This window comes from Taklimakanibacter deserti, assembly GCA_003574785.1.
In genome coordinates, this window is the sequence record QORU01000017.1 from 103,074 (window position 1) to 123,715 (window position 20,642).

Sequence of the window (20,642 nt, forward strand, 5' to 3'; positions counted from 1 at the left end):
GAATCGGCGCGCGCACTGTTCTGGAGGGGAACACATGACAATCAACCTGCGGCAATCGTTGCTCGCCGGCGCGGCAATGGGGGTGGCGATGCTGGCATTCGGGTCGGCGCCGACCCAGGCCGCCTGCTCGGTGAATACCGGCGGCACTCCCGACACGGTGCTCTGCGTCACCGACGATGCCGTTGGCGTGGATTTGAACGGCAGCGATCCTGTGAGCGTTGTCGTGGGGCCGGGCAACCCCAACAACGCCGACCCCGGGGCCGTTCTCACAATCACCGGTGACGCTGCCAATGGCGAAGCGTTCAACATCGACACCGACGACGCCGGTGACACGATCGATTTCAGCATCATCACCTCGGTCGGCCCGACGCCCGCTTCGGCCGTCGACATCAACAGCAACGGTGCGCAGGATGCCATTCTGCTCACGACAGACAATGGCAACGTCACATTTCTCTCGGAAGGCAACAGCACCATCGACGGCGGTGACGACGGGCTCGAGATACAGATAACCGGCAACGACAATACGGCCACGATCGTCGTCAACAGCCTCTCGAATATTTCCAGCACGGGCACGGACGCCGGCGATGCGGCCATAGACCTGGCTGGACAGGATGGAACGATCGGTCTCACCAGTGGCGGGACGCTGACCGCGGAAGGTGACGGTGCCCGGATCAGGACCGAAGAAGGCAACGTGACGGCGGCATTCTCGGGGCAGATCGACGCCGGCGCCGGCGGTGGCGACGATGGTGTGGACATCAGCACCATCAATGATGGAAACGCCAATATCAACGTCACCATGAATGCCGGGGCGAACATCGTCGGAGCCGGAGACCATGGCCTCAATCTGTTCAGCAGCGACGGCGCGATCACGACCACGGTAAACAGCAACTTCTCCAATATCGGGAACAACGGCCTCGACCTCGAAACCGGGGACGGCAATGGCGCGATCGACGCCACGCTCAACGGCAACCTGTCCAATATCGGCGAAGACGGTCTCCACCTCGTCACCGATGACGGCAACATGATCGCCAGAATCAATGGCCAGGTCGGCACGCTGGCAAACGCGGTTGGCGACGACGGCGTTCAGACGTCGACAAGCAACAATGGCAATACGAGGGTAGTGGTAGGCACGACAGGTGACATCTTTGCCGAGGGCAGCGGCATATCGATCAACCATGTCGGCTCCGACGCGGGCAACGACGGCACTATCGACCTCGACATCGCGGGCGGAATCACCAAGGTCGATGGCGGCACCGCGCTCGGTGCCGGCGTGCGCATTCTGGCGGACGACTCGGTGATCACGCTCGTTACCCGTGGCGGGGGCGTCATCGACAACCAGGAGACGGGCGCCCTGTCGGCTGGCATCGCGATACTGACGGATAACCAGGACAACCAAGCCATCAATCTGGATATCGGCGATACGATCACGACCGCCGGCGGCGTCGGCATCGCCATCAACCCCTTTGGGGGCGACGGGATGATCGACGTCACCACGCTCGCTTCCGACGGGACGGCGAATACCGGCGCATCGGGCGGCGCCATCGATGCCGCCCTCGACGGCATCCTGGCCAGCACAGGGGCCGGCAACGTCACCATGGCCATCGGGGCGAACATCACCGCCGGGGAATCGGCCGTGCGCGTGCTCGATGGCAATGTCGTGAACCTCACCTTCGGCGATGCAAACAATACCGGCGTCGTCGTTACCGGCGAGGGCTCGGTGCTCAGCGCGGTCGTCAACGTCGAAGAGGCGGACGACGACAGCAGCATCACGAACTACGCCACCATCCGCTCCACGGCCGCCACTCTGGCCGCGCAGGCCGACGACCGCGCCATCGACATCAACAGCGACGACGACAACGACGACTGGATCATCGACAACTACAACACGATCATCGGCTACATCAATGGTTCGAACGCCAGCGACACGGTCAACAACTTCAGCGACGAGAGCTGGATCGTCGCCGGCGACAATGTGGTGAACGACTTCCAGGGTGGCGATGACACGATCGAGAACTATGGGCGGATCATCACCGCGATCACCGCGGACCTCGAGGAGGACGTGTTCTTCTCCGGCGTGCAGCAGTTCAACAACGGTTTCCCAACCATGGTCGGCACAGGGCCCAATTACGGCCTGCTGACCATGATCGACCAGACCCTCGGCCAGGACTTCGTCATGGACAGGACGGTCACCGAGGGCAGTGACCATGTCTTTGCCGGCGGAGAGTTCAGCAAGCTCGGCATCGACGCCTTCCTCGGCGCCGATCCTGACACCGCCGACTTCCTCGAGATCAGGGGCGACAATACGGGCGCCACGGCTCTCATCGTCAATGACATCAATCCGGGGGCCGGCGCCTTCAATCCCGACGGCATCCTGTTCGCCCATGTCGACGGCGACAGCCCGGAGGGCGCCTTCTTCCTGCCCAATGGCCCGATCGACAAGGGCTTCTTCAGCTACGACATTCTCAGGGTCGAGGGGAATTCGGTCGACTGGTATCTGGTCTCGGCGCCCAACGACCGCGCCGACGAGCTGGCGGCGGTCATCACCGGCGCCCAGACGCTGTGGTATGAATCGAGCGGCGTGTGGCTCGACCGCACCGCCGATCTGCGCCGGCAGATCGGCACCTGTGCGCCCGCCGACGAGGCGGCGATGTCGGCCAATGTCGGCGGCACGCAGGTCACGCCGACCGCCGATGTGGCGCCCGAATGCTTCTACAATCGCTACGGTCTCTGGTTCCGTGGCTTCGGCGGTCAGTTTGATCGCGACGAAGGTGTCCACTATGACCAGGATCTCTGGGGCGCGGAAGGCGGCTTCGACGTCGTGCTGGACGACGATCCCTCCGATGGCGCCTTCATCCTCGGCATCCTCGGCGGCTATCTCGGCTCGAAGATGGACTTCGACTCGACCGGCGACGAGGCCAAGTTCGAAGGCGGCTCGCTCGGCGCCTATGCCACCTATCTCTATGGCGGCTGGTTCGCGGACCTCTTGTTCAAGGCCAATATCCTCGACGTCGACTACGAGACAACCTTCGCCGGTTCTGACAGCGATGCGAGCACCGATGCCTTGTCCCTCGGCGTCCGCCTCGACACCGGCTACCGCTTCGACACGGATGGCGGGTTCTTCATCGAGCCGCAGGGCACCATCGCCTATGTGCACACCGAGATCGACGACTACGATCTGCTCAACACCGATGTCGATCCGCAGGACGGCGAAAGCGTGCGCGGACGGCTCGGCTTGCGCCTCGGCGGAAGCTGGGACTCGGGCAGTGCGATCTTCGAGCCGTTCCTGGTCGGCAGCGTCTGGCATGAGTTCGAGGGCGACAACGAGGTCGATCTGACCAGCGGCGGATCGGTCACGGTCACCGATGAGCTGGACAGCACCTGGGGCGAAGTCGGCGGCGGCCTCAACGTGTTCAACGCCGATCAAAGCCTGTCCTTCTTCGCCAAGGTCGATGCGCAGGTCGGCGGAGACATCGAAAGCTGGTCCGGCAAGGTCGGCGGCCGCATCGCCTGGTAGCGGGGAAAACGGGCGTACCAGGCGCGGAGGGCCATAGAAGAAACTATTGTGACGGCCTCGAGGGGCGGGAGAAATCCCGCCCCTTTGTTATGCCGGTTTTCCCGATGGACCGTGGGCAGCGATGGGCATCGGGTGGATCGAGATGCGCGTGGCGACAGACTAAGCGCGGCAACTCTTCAACAAAATTACGCATGGGAAGATATTTGTGCCCAAAATGCAACATTCACCGAAAAACAACCATTACTCTGAGGAATCCCTGGAGACTTCCTTCAGGGTCTATAAACTCAGCGTAATTTTCCCAAAAGGCGGGGGACCAAAATGGGATACTGGCAGGCACCGACCCTGGGCAATTTAGCTTTGGGGAAAGGACGGCGCGCCAGCCTCTTATCCTGCACGGCTCTGGCCACGACGCTCATCATAAGCGGCTCCCTTCTGGCCTCGCCGGCCTTCGCTGACGATCAAGGGCCGGGCCCGGTGGGAACTCCCGGCACCGATGTAGAGCAACCCGACATCGTCGTGCCGCCGATCGTCGCGGAGCCCTTCCCGGTCATCCCTGTGCCCCTCTCCGCTCTGGGCGGCGATGGCGGCAATGGCACCCCTGCGACCGGCACGGCGGGTGCGCCCGGCGCTCCGGGTTTGCCTGATCCTGGACAGCCGGGCGGTCCGGGCGGGACGGGTGGCGGCGCCAGCGGCACGGGCAGCGCCGGCGGCGAGGGTGGGATCGGCACAGGCGGCGGATACGATCCGGTCACCGTCAACATCATCGGGAATATCGTCAATCCCGCCCTGCTCACACATTGACGGGTCAGCCCGGAACCGGCGGCAAGGGCGGCAATGGCGGCGATGGCACGGGCGGCAGCGGTATTGACGCCGCTGGCGATGGTGGCGCCGGCGGCAGCGGCGTCGCAGCCCCGGCCGGAGGCGTCGGCGGCAATGGCGGCCCGGGCGGTGTGGGCGGCCACGCCAATGGCACTGGCGGCAATGGCGGCAATGGCGGCGCGGGCACAGGCGGCAGTGTCGAGGGGGTCAGCGTGACCGCGACGGGCTCGATCGCCAGCGCCAGCATCACGGCGACCGGCGGCGCCGGCACCGGCGGCATGGGCGGCAATGGCGGCACCGGCCAGGGCGGCGATGGCGGCAACGGCGGTGATGGCGGTGACGGCGGCGGCAATGCCGGACCCATCTCGGCAGACGGCACGGCCGGTGGCGACGGCGGTACGGGCGGCGCCGGCGGCAATGCCCATGGCACGGGCGGCGATGGCGGCACGGGCGGCGCCGGCACGGGCGGCAATGTCGGGACGGTCAGCATCACGGCCGGCGGCAACATCATCGGTTCGGCCACGATCACGTCGCAAGGCGGTGCCGCGACCGGTGGCACCGGCGGCAATGGCGGCAACGGAACCGGCGGCACGGGCCGCGCTGGCGGGAATGGCGGCGATGGCGGCGACCTTGGCGACATCACGGCCGGGAGCAATAACAGCGGCGGCGATGGCGGTGCCGGCGGCAATGCCGGCAGCGCCGATGGCACGGGAGGTGCCGGCGGGACAGGCGGTGCGGCGACGGGCGGCAGCACGGGGGCGATCAGCATCGATCTCGGCGGCGGGGCCAGCAACCTCACCATCACGGCCAATGGCGGTGTGGCCACGGGCGGTGCGGGCGGTGTCGGCGGAGATGGACAAGGCGGCACCGGCGGTGATGGCGGCAATGGCGGCCCCGGCGGCAGATTTGGCGATGTCGGCTCCGGCACGAACAACCGCGGTGGCGACGGCGGCACGGGCGGCAATGGCGGCTCGGCCAATGGCATCGGCGGCGCGGCCCAGGGCGGTGCCGGCACCGGCGGCAGCACCGATGCGATCACGATCGATGCGGCCGGCAATATTACAGGCGCCATCAGCATCGTTTCGACCGGCGGCGACGGCACGGGCGGCGGCGGCGGCACGGGCGGCAGCGGCACCGGCGGGGACGGCGGCGATGGCGACCCTGGCGGTATCGGTGGCGGTGGCGGCACGGCCCAGTTTGCGCATGGCGGCAATGGCGGCGGCGGCGGCACGGGCGGCGATGCCAATGGCACCGGCGGCTCGGCCACTGGTGGCGACGGCACCGGTGGCGATGCGGGTCCGATCACCATCACCGCGGATGGCAGCATCGGCAATGTGGTCATCACGGCCGCAGGCGGTGATGGCAAAGGCAGTGACGGCGGCGAGGGCGGCAAGGGCCTCGGCGGCTTCGGCGGCGAAGGCGGCATTGGCGGCCAAGGTGGCAACGGCAGCGGTATTCAGTCGGGCAGCGGCGGCATCGGCGGTGACGGCGGCGATGGCAGCAGCGCCAATGGCACCGGCGGCTCGGCCAATGGCGGTTCCGGAACCGGCGGCAGCACGGGCGCCATCAGCATCGATGTCGCGGGTCCCGTCGGCAACGACATCATCGTCACGTCGACCGGCGGCGGTGGAACCGGCGGTATCGGCGGCGAGGGCGGCGATGGCGAAGGCAATTTCGCCGGACGGGGCAATGACGGCGGCGATGGCGGCGACGTCGGAAGCTCGACCGGCCGCGCCGGCGGCGATGGCGGCAATGGCGGCACGGCCAACGGCATGGGCGGCAGTGCGAATGGCGGATCGGCCGCCGGCGGCAGCACGGGCGCGATCGCCATCGATCTGGCGAGCCTCGTCACCGGCGACATCAATGTCACGACGGCCGGCGGTCAGGCGACCGGCGGAAGGGGCGGTGAAGGCGGCGAAGGCATCGGCGGCTCCGGCGGGAACGGCCTTTCCGATGGCAGTGGCGGCGATCTTGGTGATCTCGCCACCAATGGCAACGTGGCGGGTGTCGGCGGCAATAGCGGCCATGGCGGCAGCGTCGATGCCACGGGCGGCGGCGCGGATGGCGGTGACGCCATAGGCGGCGACGCCGGCACGGTCACGATCAACGCCGGTGGCGGCATCGATGGCAGTTTGATCGTCGCGGCGAATGGCGGCATGGCAACCGGTGGCGCCGGCGGCAGCGGCGGTATCGCCACGGGCGGCAGGGGCGGCGAAGGCCGCAGCGGCGCCAATGGCGGCAGCATCGGCGAGATCACCGGCGGCGACAACAATACGGCGGGTGCCGGCGGCACGGGCGGCAATGGCGGCAGTGCCAGCGCGACAGGCGGCAGCGCCCATGGCGGGGATGGCTATGGCGGCGATACCGGCGCGATCACCGTCACGGTGGCGGGCGACATCACCTCAGCTGCCACCATCTCGGCATCGGGTGGCGAGGGAGTCGGCGGCGATGGCGGCAGGGGCGGTGACGCTGAAGGCGGTGAAGGCGGCGTCGGCGGTGACGGCGGAAATAGCTTTGGCATCGATGCGATCAGCAATGGCGGCACCGGAAATTCGGCCGGCCAGGGCGGCAATGCCGGTGCCGGCGGCAATGCGGCGAATACGGGTGGCGCCGGCGGCAATGGCGGCGATGGCTATGGCGGCGATACGGGCCCGATCGCCATCACGGTGGGAGGCGATGTCCCATCTACCACTATCGACTCCTCCGGGGGCAATGCGACCGGCGGCAATGGCGGCGAGGGCGGCTATGGCGGTGACGATGAGGGTGAGGGCGGCACGGGCGGTGATGGCGGCTATGGCGGTGACGGCGGCGACATAGACAGCATCGGCACAGGCGCTGGCAATACCGGCAATAGCGCCGGCGCGGGCGGCAATGCCGGCCAGGGCGGCCATGCCAATGCCACTGGCGGTGCCGGCGGCATCGGCGGCGATGCCACTGCCGGCCATGCGGGCGCGATCTCGTTCAACTTCGCGGGAACGGCCGGCGACATCGAGATCACGTCCTCTGGCGGGCAAGCGAATGGCGGGCTCGGCGGCGCGGGCAATACCGCCTATGGCAGCGATGCCGGCGATGGCGGCTACTATGGTGGCGATGGCGGCAGCATCGGCTCTCTGGATATCGGCACCGGCATAGACAGCGGCAGCAGTAACCAGGCCGGGACGGGCGGCACCGGCGGCAATGGCGGCAACGAGATCGTCAAGGGCGGCGCCGGCGGCCGTGGCGGCGATGCCATCGGCGGCAGCACGGGCGCCATCACCATTACGGGAACCGGCGCGATCACCGGCACGCTGGCAATCACCACGGGCGGCGGGTCGGCCTTCGGCGGCGATGGCAACGAGGGCGGCTATGCCGATGGCGACGCTGATGCCGGCGAGCCTGGCTATGGCGGCGCCGGTGGCGACATTGGCGCTATAATCACGTCCGGCGACGGCAACAGCGCCGGCGCCGGCGGCACCGGCGGCAATAGCGGCAGCAGCTTGGCGACAGGTGGCGTCGGCGGCAGGGGTGGCGACGCCATCGCTGGCGATACGGGCGCCATCTTCATTACGCTTGCCGGGCCGACCAATGGGCTCGATCTCACATCCTACGGCGGTGCCGCCACCGGCGGCGCGGGCGGCGATGGCGGGTCGGCTTATGCCGGGCGAAATGGCTACGGCGGGGGTGGCGGCGGCGCCGGCGGTACTATCGGCGACATCGTCAGCGGCAACAACAACGAGGCCGGTGACGGCGGCAATGGCGGCAAAGCCGGCAGCGAGGGTGATGGCTTCAATGCCAAAGGCACGGGCGGCACCGGCGGCCGTGGCGGCAATGCAACGGGCGGCAGCACCGGTGCCGTCACCATCGGTGTGACCGGCGACATCGATACGCTGACGCTCGCCATCACCGGCGGTGAGGCGACGGGCGGCAATGGCGGCAATGGCGGCGCCGGCTATGGCGATGCCTCCGGCGACGGCTATAATGGCGGCAGCGGCGGCAATATCGGCAATATAACCACCTCGGGTGACGGCAACAGCGCCGGTGACGGCGGCGATGGCGCCGAGGCCGGCGCCAGCCTTGGCCAAGGCGGCATTGGCGGTCGTGGCGGTGACGCGACCGGCGGAAGCACCGCTCCGGTCTGGATCGATCTCGCCGGCAATATCGTCGATGTCGTTACGATTACCGTAGACGGTGGCGGTGCCACCGGCGGTAACGGTGGCGATGGCGGTCTTGGCGAGGGTAGCCAGTCCGATCAGGTCGGTGGCGACGGCGGCGATGGCGGCAGCGTCGGAACGATCGCCGCTGGCAACAACAATTCCGCCGGCGCCGGTGGCGATGGCGGCCATGGCGGCAGCGGTCCGAGCATAGGCGGCGCCGGCGGCCGTGGCGGCCACGCCACGGGTGGCAGTGTCGAAACAGTCGGGATCAATCTCCTGGCCGGCAGCACCAGCACCGGCGGCATCTTCGTCGACGCCGAGGGCGGCAGCGCCGACGGTGGTGATGGCGGCGTGGGCGGCGAAGCTACTGACGGTTCGGGCGGCGCCGGCGGCGATGGCGGTGATGGCGGCGATGTCGGAACGGTCACCACTGGCGTCAACAATGTGGGCGGCGACGGCGGCGATGGCGGCGACGGTGGCACAGACGTCGATTCGACGGGCGGCGCCGGCGGCCTTGGCGGCGATGGCTTCGGCGGCCACGCCAATGTAGCGATCAATACCGATGGCATCGTCACGACGGCGGGCGCCAGCATCAATGTCACGGCGCGTGGCGGTGCGGCGACCGGCGGTGCAGGCGGCAGCGGCGGCGCTGCAGAAGCTGGATTTGGCGAAAGTGGCGGCGATGGCGGCGACGGTGGCACCGGCCAGGTCGTCGGTGCCGGCGGTGACGGCGGCGATGGTGGCGACGGCGGCGATGCTTTCGGCGGTGCCGGCGGTCAAGGCGGGAATGCGACGGGCGGCAATGCGACTGTCGATATCGGCAATGGCGGCACGCTCACCTCGACCGGCGACGACACCAGCACAATCTTTGTCCAGGCCTTCGGCGGCGATGCCACGGCCGGCAATGGCGGCGCCGGCGGCGAGGCTACCGGCGGCGATGGCGGCGAAGGCGGCACCGGCGGCAATGACGGCAATGCCGTCAAGGATGGAGCAGATGGTGCCGACGGCGCCGGCGGCAATGCCACCGGCGGCAACGGCGGGGCCGGCGGCAGCGCCACGGGCGGCAACGCGACCGTCACGGTGACGAACAATGGCAGCGTCTTTGCCACCGGAGCCAATTCCAATGGCATCAGGATCGAGACGACGACCGGCATCGGCCAGTTCGCCGCGCCGTTACCAGGCCCTGGCCCGGGCAATGGCGGCATCGGTGGCGCGGCGACAGCCGGCACTTCGGGCGATGGCAACAGCACGGGGCAGGCGGAGGGCGGAGACCCCGGCGCCAGCGGCACGCTCAAGACCGGCAATGGCTTGATCACGGTCAACAACAATGGCCTGGTGGACGCGTCGCAGGCTCAAACCGCCGTCGTCGCCAATGCCAATGGCGACAACAGCAAGATCGTGGTGAACAACACCAACACGATCCTCGGCGGCACGGGGGCCGGCCTGCAACTGCAGACGTCGAGCCTCCTCAATACCGATATCGACATCGTCAATTCGGGACTGATCACATCGGACAATCTGTTCGCGATCAATACCGATGGCGCGTCGACCGAGATCCTGAATACCGGCACCGTGCTCGGCTTCATCGACCTCACCAATCAGGGCGATACTATCGACAATAATGGCGGCGTCTTCGAAGCGCGGTTAGTTTCGGACTTCCGCAGCGGGTTCGACGTCTTCAACAATAATGGCGGTGTGGTGCATACCGCCGCGGACCCGTTGGCGCCCGAGACCGTGCATTTCGCCGATCTCGAGCAGTTCAACAACAATGGCGGCCTGATATCGCTAGTCGATGGCGGCAACAATATTGACTCCTTCATCATGACTTCCCCGGCGCCGTTCACGACCTATATCGGCACCAACGGCGGCCTCGCGGTCGACGGTTTCCTGGCGCCGGCGGCGGATGGCGGTAAATCGGACTTGCTCAATATCGGCGGCACTACGGACGGCAACACCAAAGTCTTCGTCAATCTGACCAACCCGATCGGCAGCGCGCCGAACACCGAAGGCATACCGGTGATCAAGGTGGACGGCCACGGCAACACCTCCGAGGAAGATTTCGACATCGCGGGTGGTGTGCTCAATGCCGGCTTCTTCGCATGGGATCTGAGGCTCGATTCGACGAGCGGACCCGATGACGTGCATGAGCTCTACACCACCGGATTGGGCGTCGGCGCCTACGAGTTCGCCGCCGGCATCACCGGCATGCAGGACATCTGGTATCAGACGGCGGGCACGCTGCTGCAGCGCCAGGCGGACTTGCGGCCGCTGATCGGTGCGACGCAAGTGACGCCGGTCGCCGACTTCGCCGAGCCGGTCGAGCCGACACCCGTCGCCAACATCACGCCCGGCTTCTGGCTGAAAGGTGTCGGCAGCTGGATTACGCGCGATCAAGAAGACAACGATGTCGTGACCGATCGCGACCAGTCGGTCTACGGCATTTTCGGCGGCTTCGACTTCGGCACCGAGAACCTGCATGAGCAAGGCGATGTGCTGATGTTCGGCCTGCTCGCGGGCTACATCCACTCCGATCTCGACTTCGACTCGACCAACACGGAATGGACCTACAAGGGCCCGTCGATCGGCGCCTATGCGACCTATCTCGACCGTGCCTTCTATGTCGATGCGCTGGTGAAAGCCGACTTCCTCGATATCGACATCGATGCCGACGATCTCGCCCCGAGCGATAGCGATGCCGACACCGATGCCTTCAATATCGGCGGCCGCATCGACACGGGCTACAAGTTCGGCGAGACATGGTTCGTCGAGCCGCAGGCGACACTGGCTGTCGTCCATACCGAGATCGACGATGTCGACGACATCTTCGGCGGCTCGGTCGAGTTCGATGACGCGACGAGCGTCAGAGGCAGGCTCGGCCTCAGGCTCGGCCATGAGCAGACCGCGGAGACCGGCGTCGTCTATACGGGCGATGTGACGGCGAGCGTGTGGCAGGAATTCGCGGGCGACAATGACGCGACGATCTTCACGCCGCCGCTCGGCGATCCGGCCGGCGTCTCGGACGATCCGGGCGAGACCTATGGCGACCTCTCATTGGGCTTCAGCGTCGCGGCACCCGAGGGCTGGTCGGGCTTCATCCGCGGCGGCTATCAGTTCAACGACGATTTCGAGGCGATCAGCGGCAATGCCGGATTGAGATACGCCTGGTAGCGGAAACTGACGTTTGGGAATAGTGTTGTGCCCTAAATGCAACACTCGCCAAAAAACACGAGTTACTTGGAGGAATCCCTGGAGACTTCCTTCGAGGCCTATAAACTCGGCGTAATTTTCCCAAAAGGCGGGGGACCAAAATGGGATACGGGCAGGCATCGACCCTGGGCAATCTGGCTTCGGGTAAGGGGCGGCGTGCCAGTCTGTTGTCCTGCACGGCCCTGGCTACCTCCCTGATCATCGTAGGGTTAGTTCTGCCGTCTGTCGGCGCCCTTGCCGCCGACCAGTTCGGGGCTGACGACGATGGTGCCACGAATATTGGCGCGGACGACTCGCAAGCACCTATTTTCGCCGATGTCCCGGGCGGGATCGTCATCGGTCCACTCACCGGAGGGGTGGGCGGAGGCGGTAATGGCGGCGCGGGCGGTGTGGGCAATGGTACCCTTGGTGGCCCGGGGACTCCCGGGGTTGTTCCCGGCGCGTCGGGCGGTCCGGGCGGAAATGCCGGCGGCTTCGGCGGCAGCGCCCATGGCGGCGCCGGCGCGGGCGGCATTGCCGGCGTGGACGGCGTCATCGTTGACATAATCGGCAACATCGCCAATGGCGTCGAGGCCACGCTGACCAGCGGCGCCGGCACGGGCGGCAATGGCGGTACCGGCGGTGACGGTTTTGGCACCGTCGCGGGACCCGGCGGCGCGGGCGCCGATGGCGCGCCTGGCGGAAACGGCGGCAATGGCGGCCAGGGCGGCAACTCGTTTGGCGAGGGCGGTGCCGCCAATGGCGGCGCCGGCACGGGCGGCGACACCGGGTCGATCAGCATCACGGCAACCGGCGAGATCACCAATGGCGTCAATCCCGACGCGGTCAATCTCACCGCGACCGCTGGTGCCGGCAGCGGCGGCAATGGCGGGACGGGTGGGACTGGCTTGGCCGGCGCTGCGGCACCCGGCGGCGCCGGCGGCGCCGGCGGGGACCTCGGCAATATCGCCACCAACAACATTGTCGGCGGCAGCGGCGGTCAGGGCGGCAGCAGCAATGCTTCGGGCGGTTCCGCCGCAGGCGGGTCGGGCACCGGAGGCAGCGGTGCCGTGATCGGCGTTGCCGCGGGCGCCGACATAGACGGCAACATCATCGTCTCATCCGAGGGCGGCGCGGGCCAAGGCGGCAATGGCAACATCGGCGGCGGCGCGGGCGGAGACCAGGGACTTGAGGGCGGCAATGGCGGCGCTGGCGGTGACTTGGGCATTGTCACCGGGAACGGCAATCGCGCGGGCGCCGGCGGTGCCGGCGGCGACAGCGGCGGCGGCAGTGCGACGGGCGGTTCGGCCAGTGGCGGCGCGGGCACAGGCGGTGACGGGGCCGACATCGAGATCCGCGCCGCCGGTGACATCATCTCGAGCGATGTCGACCTGTCGTCGACGGGCGCATCCGGCACGGGCGGCAATGGCGGCACTGGCGGCAATGGCGAGGGTGGCATCAGCAGCGCTGCCGGCGATGGCGGCGATGGCGGCGATATCGCGTCCATCGATGGTGGGAACAACAATACTGGGGGCGCCGGCGGCAGCGGTGGCAACGGCGGCACGACCGATTTCACGGGCGGCGACGCGAATGGCGGCTCGGGCATTGGTGGCGACGGCGGCGCGATCAGCGTCGGTGCCGGCGATGACATCGAGATGGACTCCCTATTCACCTTGGCCGGTGGCGCTGGCAACGGCGGGAACGGCGGCACTGGCGGTGGCGCCAGCGCTAGCCAAATCGGCGGCAATGGCGGCATTGGCGGTGCGGGCGGTGATGTCGGTCCGATCACGGGGGACGGGAATGCCGGTGGTGCCGGCGGCATCGGCGGCACTGGCGGCAGCGGCGATGGCACGGGCGGTTCGGCGAATGGCGGCAGCGGTACCGGAGGTGATGCGGGCCAGCTCAGCGTCACGGCGGGCGACGACATGCTAGCGGGCGTCGAGATATTCTCGACCGGCGGTGACGGCATCGGCGGATCCGGCAATACGGCCGGGGCTGCCTCCAGGGGTGTCGGCGGCGGCTCCGGCGGCAATGGCGGTGCGGGCGGCGACATCACGTCCGCCGTCAGTGGAAACGACAATGAAGGTGGTGCCGGCGGCAATGGCGGCGATGGCGGCACTGGCGATGGCACGGGCGGATCGGCCGATGGCGGCACTGGCACGGGCGGCGACGCCAGCGCGATGATCTTCGATGCCGGCGGCAACATAAGTCTCGCGGCAGACGTGCTGTCGGCCGGCGGCGAGGGCCGGGGCGGGGCGGGTGGTATTGGCGGCAACGGCACAGGCAGCTTCGGCGGCAATGGCGGCAATGGCGGCGAAGGTGGGGATATCGCATCGGTCGAAAGCGGCAGCGGCAATAGCGGTGGCACCGGTGGTGCTGGCGGAAATGCCGGCAGTGGCGATGGCACGGGCGGCTCGGCCAATGGCGGCAGCGGCACCGGCGGCGATGGGGGGCAAGTCAAGATCACGGCCGGCGACGACATAGACGGCATCGTCGTAGCCTTGTTGTCAGGGAGCGACGGCATCGGCGGGTCCGGCAATACGGGCGGCCTTGGCGGCGGCCTCGCCGGCGGCCAGGGTGGCAATGGCGGCGCTGGCGGCGATATCACGTCCGTCGACAGCGCAACCGGCACGACAGGCGGCGCCGGCGGCAGCGGCGGCAATGGCGGCAGCGCCAATGGCACAGGCGGCTCGGCCAATGGCGGCAATGGCGTGGCCGGCGCCGGCGGCGTGGTCATCATCGATGCCGGCGGCAATATTGATATCAGCGTCGCATTCGCATCGGCTGGTGGCGATGGTACAGGCGGAAATGGCGGCCTGGCCGGTGGGGGCCTCGCCGGTAACGCGGGCAATGGCGGTCAAGGCGGTGCCGGCGGCGATGTCTCATCCATCGCCAGCGGCAGCAGCAATGCAGGCGGTGCCGGCGGCATTGGCGGCGACGGCGGCAGCAGCGATGGCACGGGCGGCTCGGCCAATGGCGGCAACGGCACCGGCGCTGATGCGGGCGGGCTCAGCCTGAAAGCGGGCGAAGACATAGACGTTGTGGTCGACGTCATATTGGCTGGCGGCGACGGCGCCGGCGGGTCCGGCAATACGGGCAATATGGGTTTCGGCACTGCCGGCGGCGCTGGCGGCAATGGCGGCGCTGGCGGCGCGATCGTGTCCATCGACAGTGGAAGCGACAATGAAGGCGGTGCCGGCGGCACGGGCGGCGATGGCGGCAGCGCCAATGGCACGGGCGGCTCAGCCAATGGCGGCAATGGCGTCGGTGGCGCCGGCGGCGCGATCGTCGTCGAGGCCGGCGGCAATATCGACATCGTCATCGCTGCGGCATCGTCCGGCGGCGATGGCTTCGGCGGCAATGGCGGCGTTGGCGGCTTTGGCTTGGGCGGGGCGGGCGGCGACGGCGGTCAAGGCGGCTCTGGCGGCGGCATCGCGTCCATCGTCAGTGGTAGCAACAACACAGGTGGGGCGGGCGGCACTGGCGGCACCGGCGGGAGCGCCGATGGCACGGGCGGTTCCGCCAATGGCGGCAGCGGCACCGGGGGTGATGCGGGCGACCTCCGCATTAAAGCCGGCGAAGACATAGAGGCTCGGATCGACGCAATCCTGGTCGGCGGCGACGGCACCGGGGGATCCGGCAATACGGGCGGCCAAGGCGATGGCGGTCGTGACACTGGCGGCGGGGGCCTTGGCGGCAATGGCGGCGCCGGCGGCGAAATTGCGTCCCTCGGCAGCGGCGACAACAATGCCGGCGGCGCCGGCGGTGATGGCGGTGATGGCGGCAGTGCCAACGGCACGAGCGGATCAGCCAATGGCGGCAATGGCGCGGGTGGCGATGGCGGCGATATCACCATCGATGCCGGCGGCAATATAGGCCTCAGCGCCGAATTCATATCGGCCGGCGGTGAAGGCACAGGCGGAAATGGTGGTGTCGCGGGTGTGGTCGGGGGTGGCGCCGGCGGTACTGGCGGCAATGGCGGTGATGGCAGTGATATCGCCTCCATCGGCAGCGGCAGCGGCAATAAAGCCGGTGCCGGCGGCAATGGCGGTCATGGCGGGAGCTCGCAAAACACGGGTGGCTCGGCCAATGGCGGCAGCGGCATCGGCGGAGATGCGGGTGCGCTCAGGATCGCCGCGGGCGCGAACATAGACGCTGAAATGCGCGTGATCCTCGGCGGCGGCAACGGCACCGGCGGGTCCGGCAATACCGCCAGCTTCGCCTCATCCAATCGGGCCGGCGCCGGCGGCCATGGCGGCCATGGCGGCGATATCGCCTCCGTCGACAGCGGCGACGACAATGAAGCGGGCGCCGGCGGTGCCGGCGGCGATGGCGGCAACGCCAATGGCGCGGGCGGTACGGCCAATGGCGGCAGCGGCACGGGGGGCGCCGGCGGCGATATCGCCATCGATGCCGGCGGCAGCATCGACATCACAGCCGACCTCACGACATCGGGAGGTCACGGCAACGGCGGAAATGGTGGTGTCGGCGGTCGGGGCAATGGCGGCACTGGCGGTACTGGCGGCGATGGCGGCGATGGCGGCGATGTCGCATCGGTCACCGGCGGCGGCACCAACAATCAAGCGGGCGCCGGCGGTGAGGGCGGTGATGGTGGCAGCGCCGACAGCACGGGTGGCTCGGCCAATGGCGGCAGCGGCACCGGTGGTGGGAGCGGTGAGATCACCATTGCTGCCGGCATGGACATCGAAGGCAATATCGAGGTGCTCTCGAGGGGCGGCAACGGCGCCGGCGGATTGGGGAACACGGCTGGCCGCGGCGTTGGCGGCTCCGGCGCGAGCGGTGGTGACGGCGGCGATGGCGGCAATTCCGCAGGCGCTGGAAGCAGCGGCGGTGCCGGCGGCAGCGGCGGCAGCGGTGGCGACTCCAATGGCTCTGGTGGTTCCGCCGATGGCGGGGCCGGCACCGGCGGCAGCAGCGGCGCGATCACGATCGAGGCCGGCGGCAACATAACCGGTGGGACCATTGGGCTCCAGACTATCGGTGGTTCGGGCACGGGCGGTGCCGGTGGTCTCGGCGGCGAGGGCGTTGGCGTCGACGGGGGTGATGGTGGAACCGGCGGCAGTGTCGGCACGGGAGGTGATCTCCTGGGCGTGGCCTCCTTTTTCGGTGCGGCCGGAGCCGATGGTGGTCAGGGCGGCAACGCCAATGGAGCGGGCGGGTCGGCCCATGGCGGCTCGGGTACGGGCGGCAAGTCGGGCGACATCACCATCGAGGCCGGCGGCGCGATCGCCAGTGGCATCAAGATCGCGACAAGGGGCGGCTCGGGCATCGGCGGCGCCGGCAACACCGCGGGAAATGGCACTGGCGGGGGTGGTGGCTCCGGCGTCGGTGGCACCGCCGGCGATGGCGGCTCATTTGGCGACCTGGTCGACTCGGAGTTGAGCAGTGCCGGCACGGGCGGCGCCGGCGGCCGGGGCGGCAATGCCAATGGATTTGGCGGCACGGCCAATGGCGGTGCGGGCACCGGCGGCTCCTCGGGCGCGATCACGATCGCAGCCGGCGGCATCGGCGCCGGCATCGGCATTTCGTCCCTTGGTGGGGTTGGCACAGGCGGGGCCGGCGGGACCGGCGGTCTCGGCCAGGGTGCCTTCGCGCGCCAAGGCGGTACTGGCGGCATGGGTGGCAGTTTTGGCGATCTGACGGATTCGCAGTTCATTTCCGCGGGCTTCGGCGGGACCGGCGGGCAAGGCGGCGATGCCAATGGCACGGGAGGTGCCGGTGGCACCGGCGGCGCCGGCACCGGCGGCAGCACGGGTGCGATAACAATGGACCTCGCCGGCAATATCCTCGGCGCGATCGCCCTCACCGTCGAAGGCGGAGCGGGCACCGGTGGCGCGGGTGGCGTGGGTGGAACCGGAACGGGTGGCGGAGCTGGTTTTGGCGGCTTCGGTGGTGACGGCGGCCATATTGGCGACCTGATCAACTCGAACGCCGTCCAGGGTGGAGCGGGCGGCCTTGGTGGCGTGGGCGGCAATGCCGATGGCACCGGCGGCAATGGCGGCGATGGCGGCGCCGGCACGGGCGGCAGCACCGGTCTGATCGACATCAACGTCGCGGCCTCGGCCGTGAGCAACAGCAGCATTGTCGTCTCGGCCAAAGGCGGCGAAGGCAAGGGTGGCAATGGTGGCGCGGGCGCAGCGGGCACGGGTGGTCGCGCCGGTGCGGGCGGCGATGGCGGCGTCGGTGGCAACGTTGGAAATACGGGCGGCGCGGAGGAAGCCTTTGGCGGCGACGGCGGCACGGGCGGCACGGGCGGCAGCGCCAATGCCATTGGCGGCGACGGCGGCAAGGGCGGTGACGGCTTCGGCGGCGACGTCGATGTCGCGATCAACAATGACGGCACCTTCACGACAGTGGGAGCCAGCATCAATGTCACGGCGACCGGCGGCAACGCCACCGGTGGCAATGGCGGTAATGGCGGTGCGGCCGTGGCCGGCAATGGCGGCACCGGCGGCGCGGGTGGCGCTGGCGGCAATAATGGCGGCGCCGGCGGCTCGGGCGGCACCGGCGGCGCCGGCGGCGATGCCTTTGGCGGTGACGGTGGTGATGGCGGCGATGCGACGGGCGGCAACGCCACAGTCGATATCACCAATGGCGGCAGCCTGACATCGACCGGCGTCAACACCAGCACAATCTTTGTGGTTGCCACCGGCGGCACGGCGATCGGTGGCAATGGCGCGGGAGGTGCCACTTCCGACGCCGGCAATGGCGGTGCCGGTGGCGCCGGCGGTGCCGGCGGCGGTGTTGCGGGCATGGGCGGCAGAGGCGGCAATGGCACCGGCGGCTCCGGTGGCAATAGCGGTGATGCGCAAGGCGGTGATGCCACCGTCACGGTCACCAACAATGGCAGTGTCTTCGCAACCGGTGACCTGTCGAACGCCATCAGGATCGACACGACGACCGGGTTGGGCGTAACCGGTACGAGGGGCACCGCGTCCACGGGATCCTTCGGCACCGGAGGCGGCAATGGTGCGGCGGATGGGACGCCCACTAATGGTCAGGGCGGCCAGTTCGGCGACGTCGCCAACGGCCATGAAGCGATCACGGTCAACAACAACGGCCTGGTGGACGCGTCTCAAGCTCAAACCGCTGTCGTCGCCAATGCCAACGGCGACGACAGCACGATCCTGGTGAACAACACCAACACGATCCTCGGCGGCGCGGGGGCCGGCCTGCAACTGCGGACGGCCAGCGTCTTCAATAGCGACATCGACATCGTCAATTCGGGATTGATCACGTCCGAGAACCTGCGGGCGATCGTCACCGGCGGCGCTTCGACCGAGATCGTGAATACCGGCACCGTGTACGGCCTCGTCGACCTCACCGATCAGGACGACACGTTCGACAACAATGAAGGCGGCGTCTTCGAAGCCAGGCTCATGTCCGACTTCGGCGCGAACGGCCTCGGTGCCGATGTGTTCAACAACAATGGCGGTGTGGTCCACACGGCGGAGAATCCGGGGGCGCCCGAGACTGTGGACTTCCGGAATCTCGAGAACTTCAACAACAATGGCGGCTGGATCTCGCTCGTCGATGGCGGCAACAACATCGACAACTTTGTCCTTGGCGGGCTGCCTGGTGGGCCGACGGCCTATGTCGGCAACAATGGCCGCGTGGCGGTCGACGCCTTCCTGGCGCCGGAAGGGCCAGTGGTAGCGGAGAGCGGCAAGTCGGACCTGATCAACATCAGGGGTACGACGTCGGGCAAGACCTTTGTCAGCGTCAATCTGACCAACCCGATCGGCAGCTCACCCAATACCGACGGCATCCCGGTCATCGTCGAGAATGGCGTTGCCGATGAAGAAGACTTCGACATAGCGGGCGGAGTGCTCAATGCCGGCTTCTTCGCCTGGGATCTGAGGACCGACGGCAATACACATGAGCTCTACACCACCGGACTGGGTGCGGGCGCCTACGAGTTCGCCGCCGGCATCACCGGCATGCAGGATATCTGGTATCAGACGGCGGGCACCTTGCTGCAAAGGCAGGCGGATCTCCGGCCGCTGATCGGGGCGACGCAAGTGACACCGGTCGCCGACTTCGCCGAGCCGGTCGAGCCGACGCCTCTCGCCAACATCACCCCGGGCTTCTGGCTGAAAGGCGTCGGCGCCTGGGTCGATCGCGATCAAGACGAAGACCACAATGTCGTGACCGACCGCGATCAGTCGGTCTATGGCATCTTCGGCGGTTTCGACTTCGGCACCGAGAACCTGCATGAGCAGGGCGATGTGCTGCTGTTCGGCCTGCTCGCCGGCTACATCCACTCTGATCTCGACTTCGACTCGACGAATACTGAGTGGACCTACAAGGGTCCTTCGATCGGCGCCTATGCGACCTATCTCGACCGCGCCTTCTATGTCGATGCGCTGGTCAAGGCCGACTTCCTCGACATCGACATCGATGCCGACGATCTCGCCCCGAGCGAGAACGATGCCGACACCGATGCCTTCAATATCGGCGGCCGCATCGACACGGGCTACAAGTTCGGCGAGACATGGTTCGCCGAGCCGCAGGCGACACTGGCCGTCGTCCATACCGAGATCGACGATGTCGACGACATCTTCGGCGGCTCGGTCGAGTTCGACGATGCGACGAGCGTCAGAGGCAGGCTGGGCCTGAGGCTCGGCCATGAGCAGACTGCTGAGACTGGCGTCGTCTATACCGGCGATGTGACGGCGAGCGTGTGGCAGGAATTCGCGGGCGACAATGATGCGACGATCTTCACGCCGCCGCTCGGCGACCCGGCCGGCGTGTCGGACGATCCGGGCGAGACCTATGGCGACCTGTCTCTCGGCTTCAGTGTCGCCGCACCCGACGGCTGGTCGGGCTTCATCCGCGGCGGCTATCAGTTCAACGACGACTTCGAGGCGATCAGCGGCAACGCCGGGTTGAGATACGCCTGGTAACGGAAGAAAGCTGATGTGACGACCTCGAGGGACGGGAGAAATCACGTCCCTTTGTCGGCCTGT

At 68.1% G+C, this 20,642-nt stretch carries 4 protein-coding genes; all 4 read left to right on the forward strand.

Features of this window, described 5'->3' with window-relative positions; translation table 11 throughout:
- The first annotated feature begins 34 nt into the window (after positions 1-34).
- The 4 genes from DS839_RS29710 to DS839_RS36720 all read left to right on the forward strand — a co-directional run bounded on the left by DS839_RS29710 (position 35) and on the right by DS839_RS36720 (position 20,579).
- On the forward strand, positions 35-3,514 hold the full coding sequence (locus DS839_RS29710) for an autotransporter domain-containing protein (protein WP_119274140.1): 3,480 nt from the start codon (positions 35-37) through the stop codon (positions 3,512-3,514).
- A gap of 318 nt (positions 3,515-3,832) precedes the next feature.
- Positions 3,833-4,315, forward strand: a complete 483-nt coding sequence (locus DS839_RS29715) for a hypothetical protein (protein WP_162918890.1) — start codon at positions 3,833-3,835, stop codon at positions 4,313-4,315.
- Positions 4,312-11,634: a PE family protein gene (locus tag DS839_RS36715; protein ID WP_162918891.1), complete on the forward strand. Its 7,323-nt coding sequence runs from the start codon at positions 4,312-4,314 to the stop codon at positions 11,632-11,634. The genes DS839_RS29715 and DS839_RS36715 overlap by 4 nt, the downstream gene beginning before the upstream one ends.
- Before the next feature lie 140 nt (positions 11,635-11,774).
- A complete protein-coding gene (locus DS839_RS36720; RefSeq protein WP_162918892.1) occupies positions 11,775-20,579 on the forward strand; it encodes a PE family protein in 8,805 nt (2,934 codons plus the stop codon).
- Positions 20,580-20,642 lie beyond the last annotated feature (63 nt).

What these genes read in the sequence shown, in the direction of transcription:
- DS839_RS29710 (WP_119274140.1), top strand. Translation starts at nt 35, where the DNA reads ATGACAATCAACCTGCGGCAATCGTTGCTCGCCGGCGCGGCAATGGGG.
- DS839_RS29715 (WP_162918890.1), top strand. Translation starts at nt 3,833, where the DNA reads ATGGGATACTGGCAGGCACCGACCCTGGGCAATTTAGCTTTGGGGAAA.
- DS839_RS36720 (WP_162918892.1), top strand. Translation starts at nt 11,775, where the DNA reads ATGGGATACGGGCAGGCATCGACCCTGGGCAATCTGGCTTCGGGTAAG.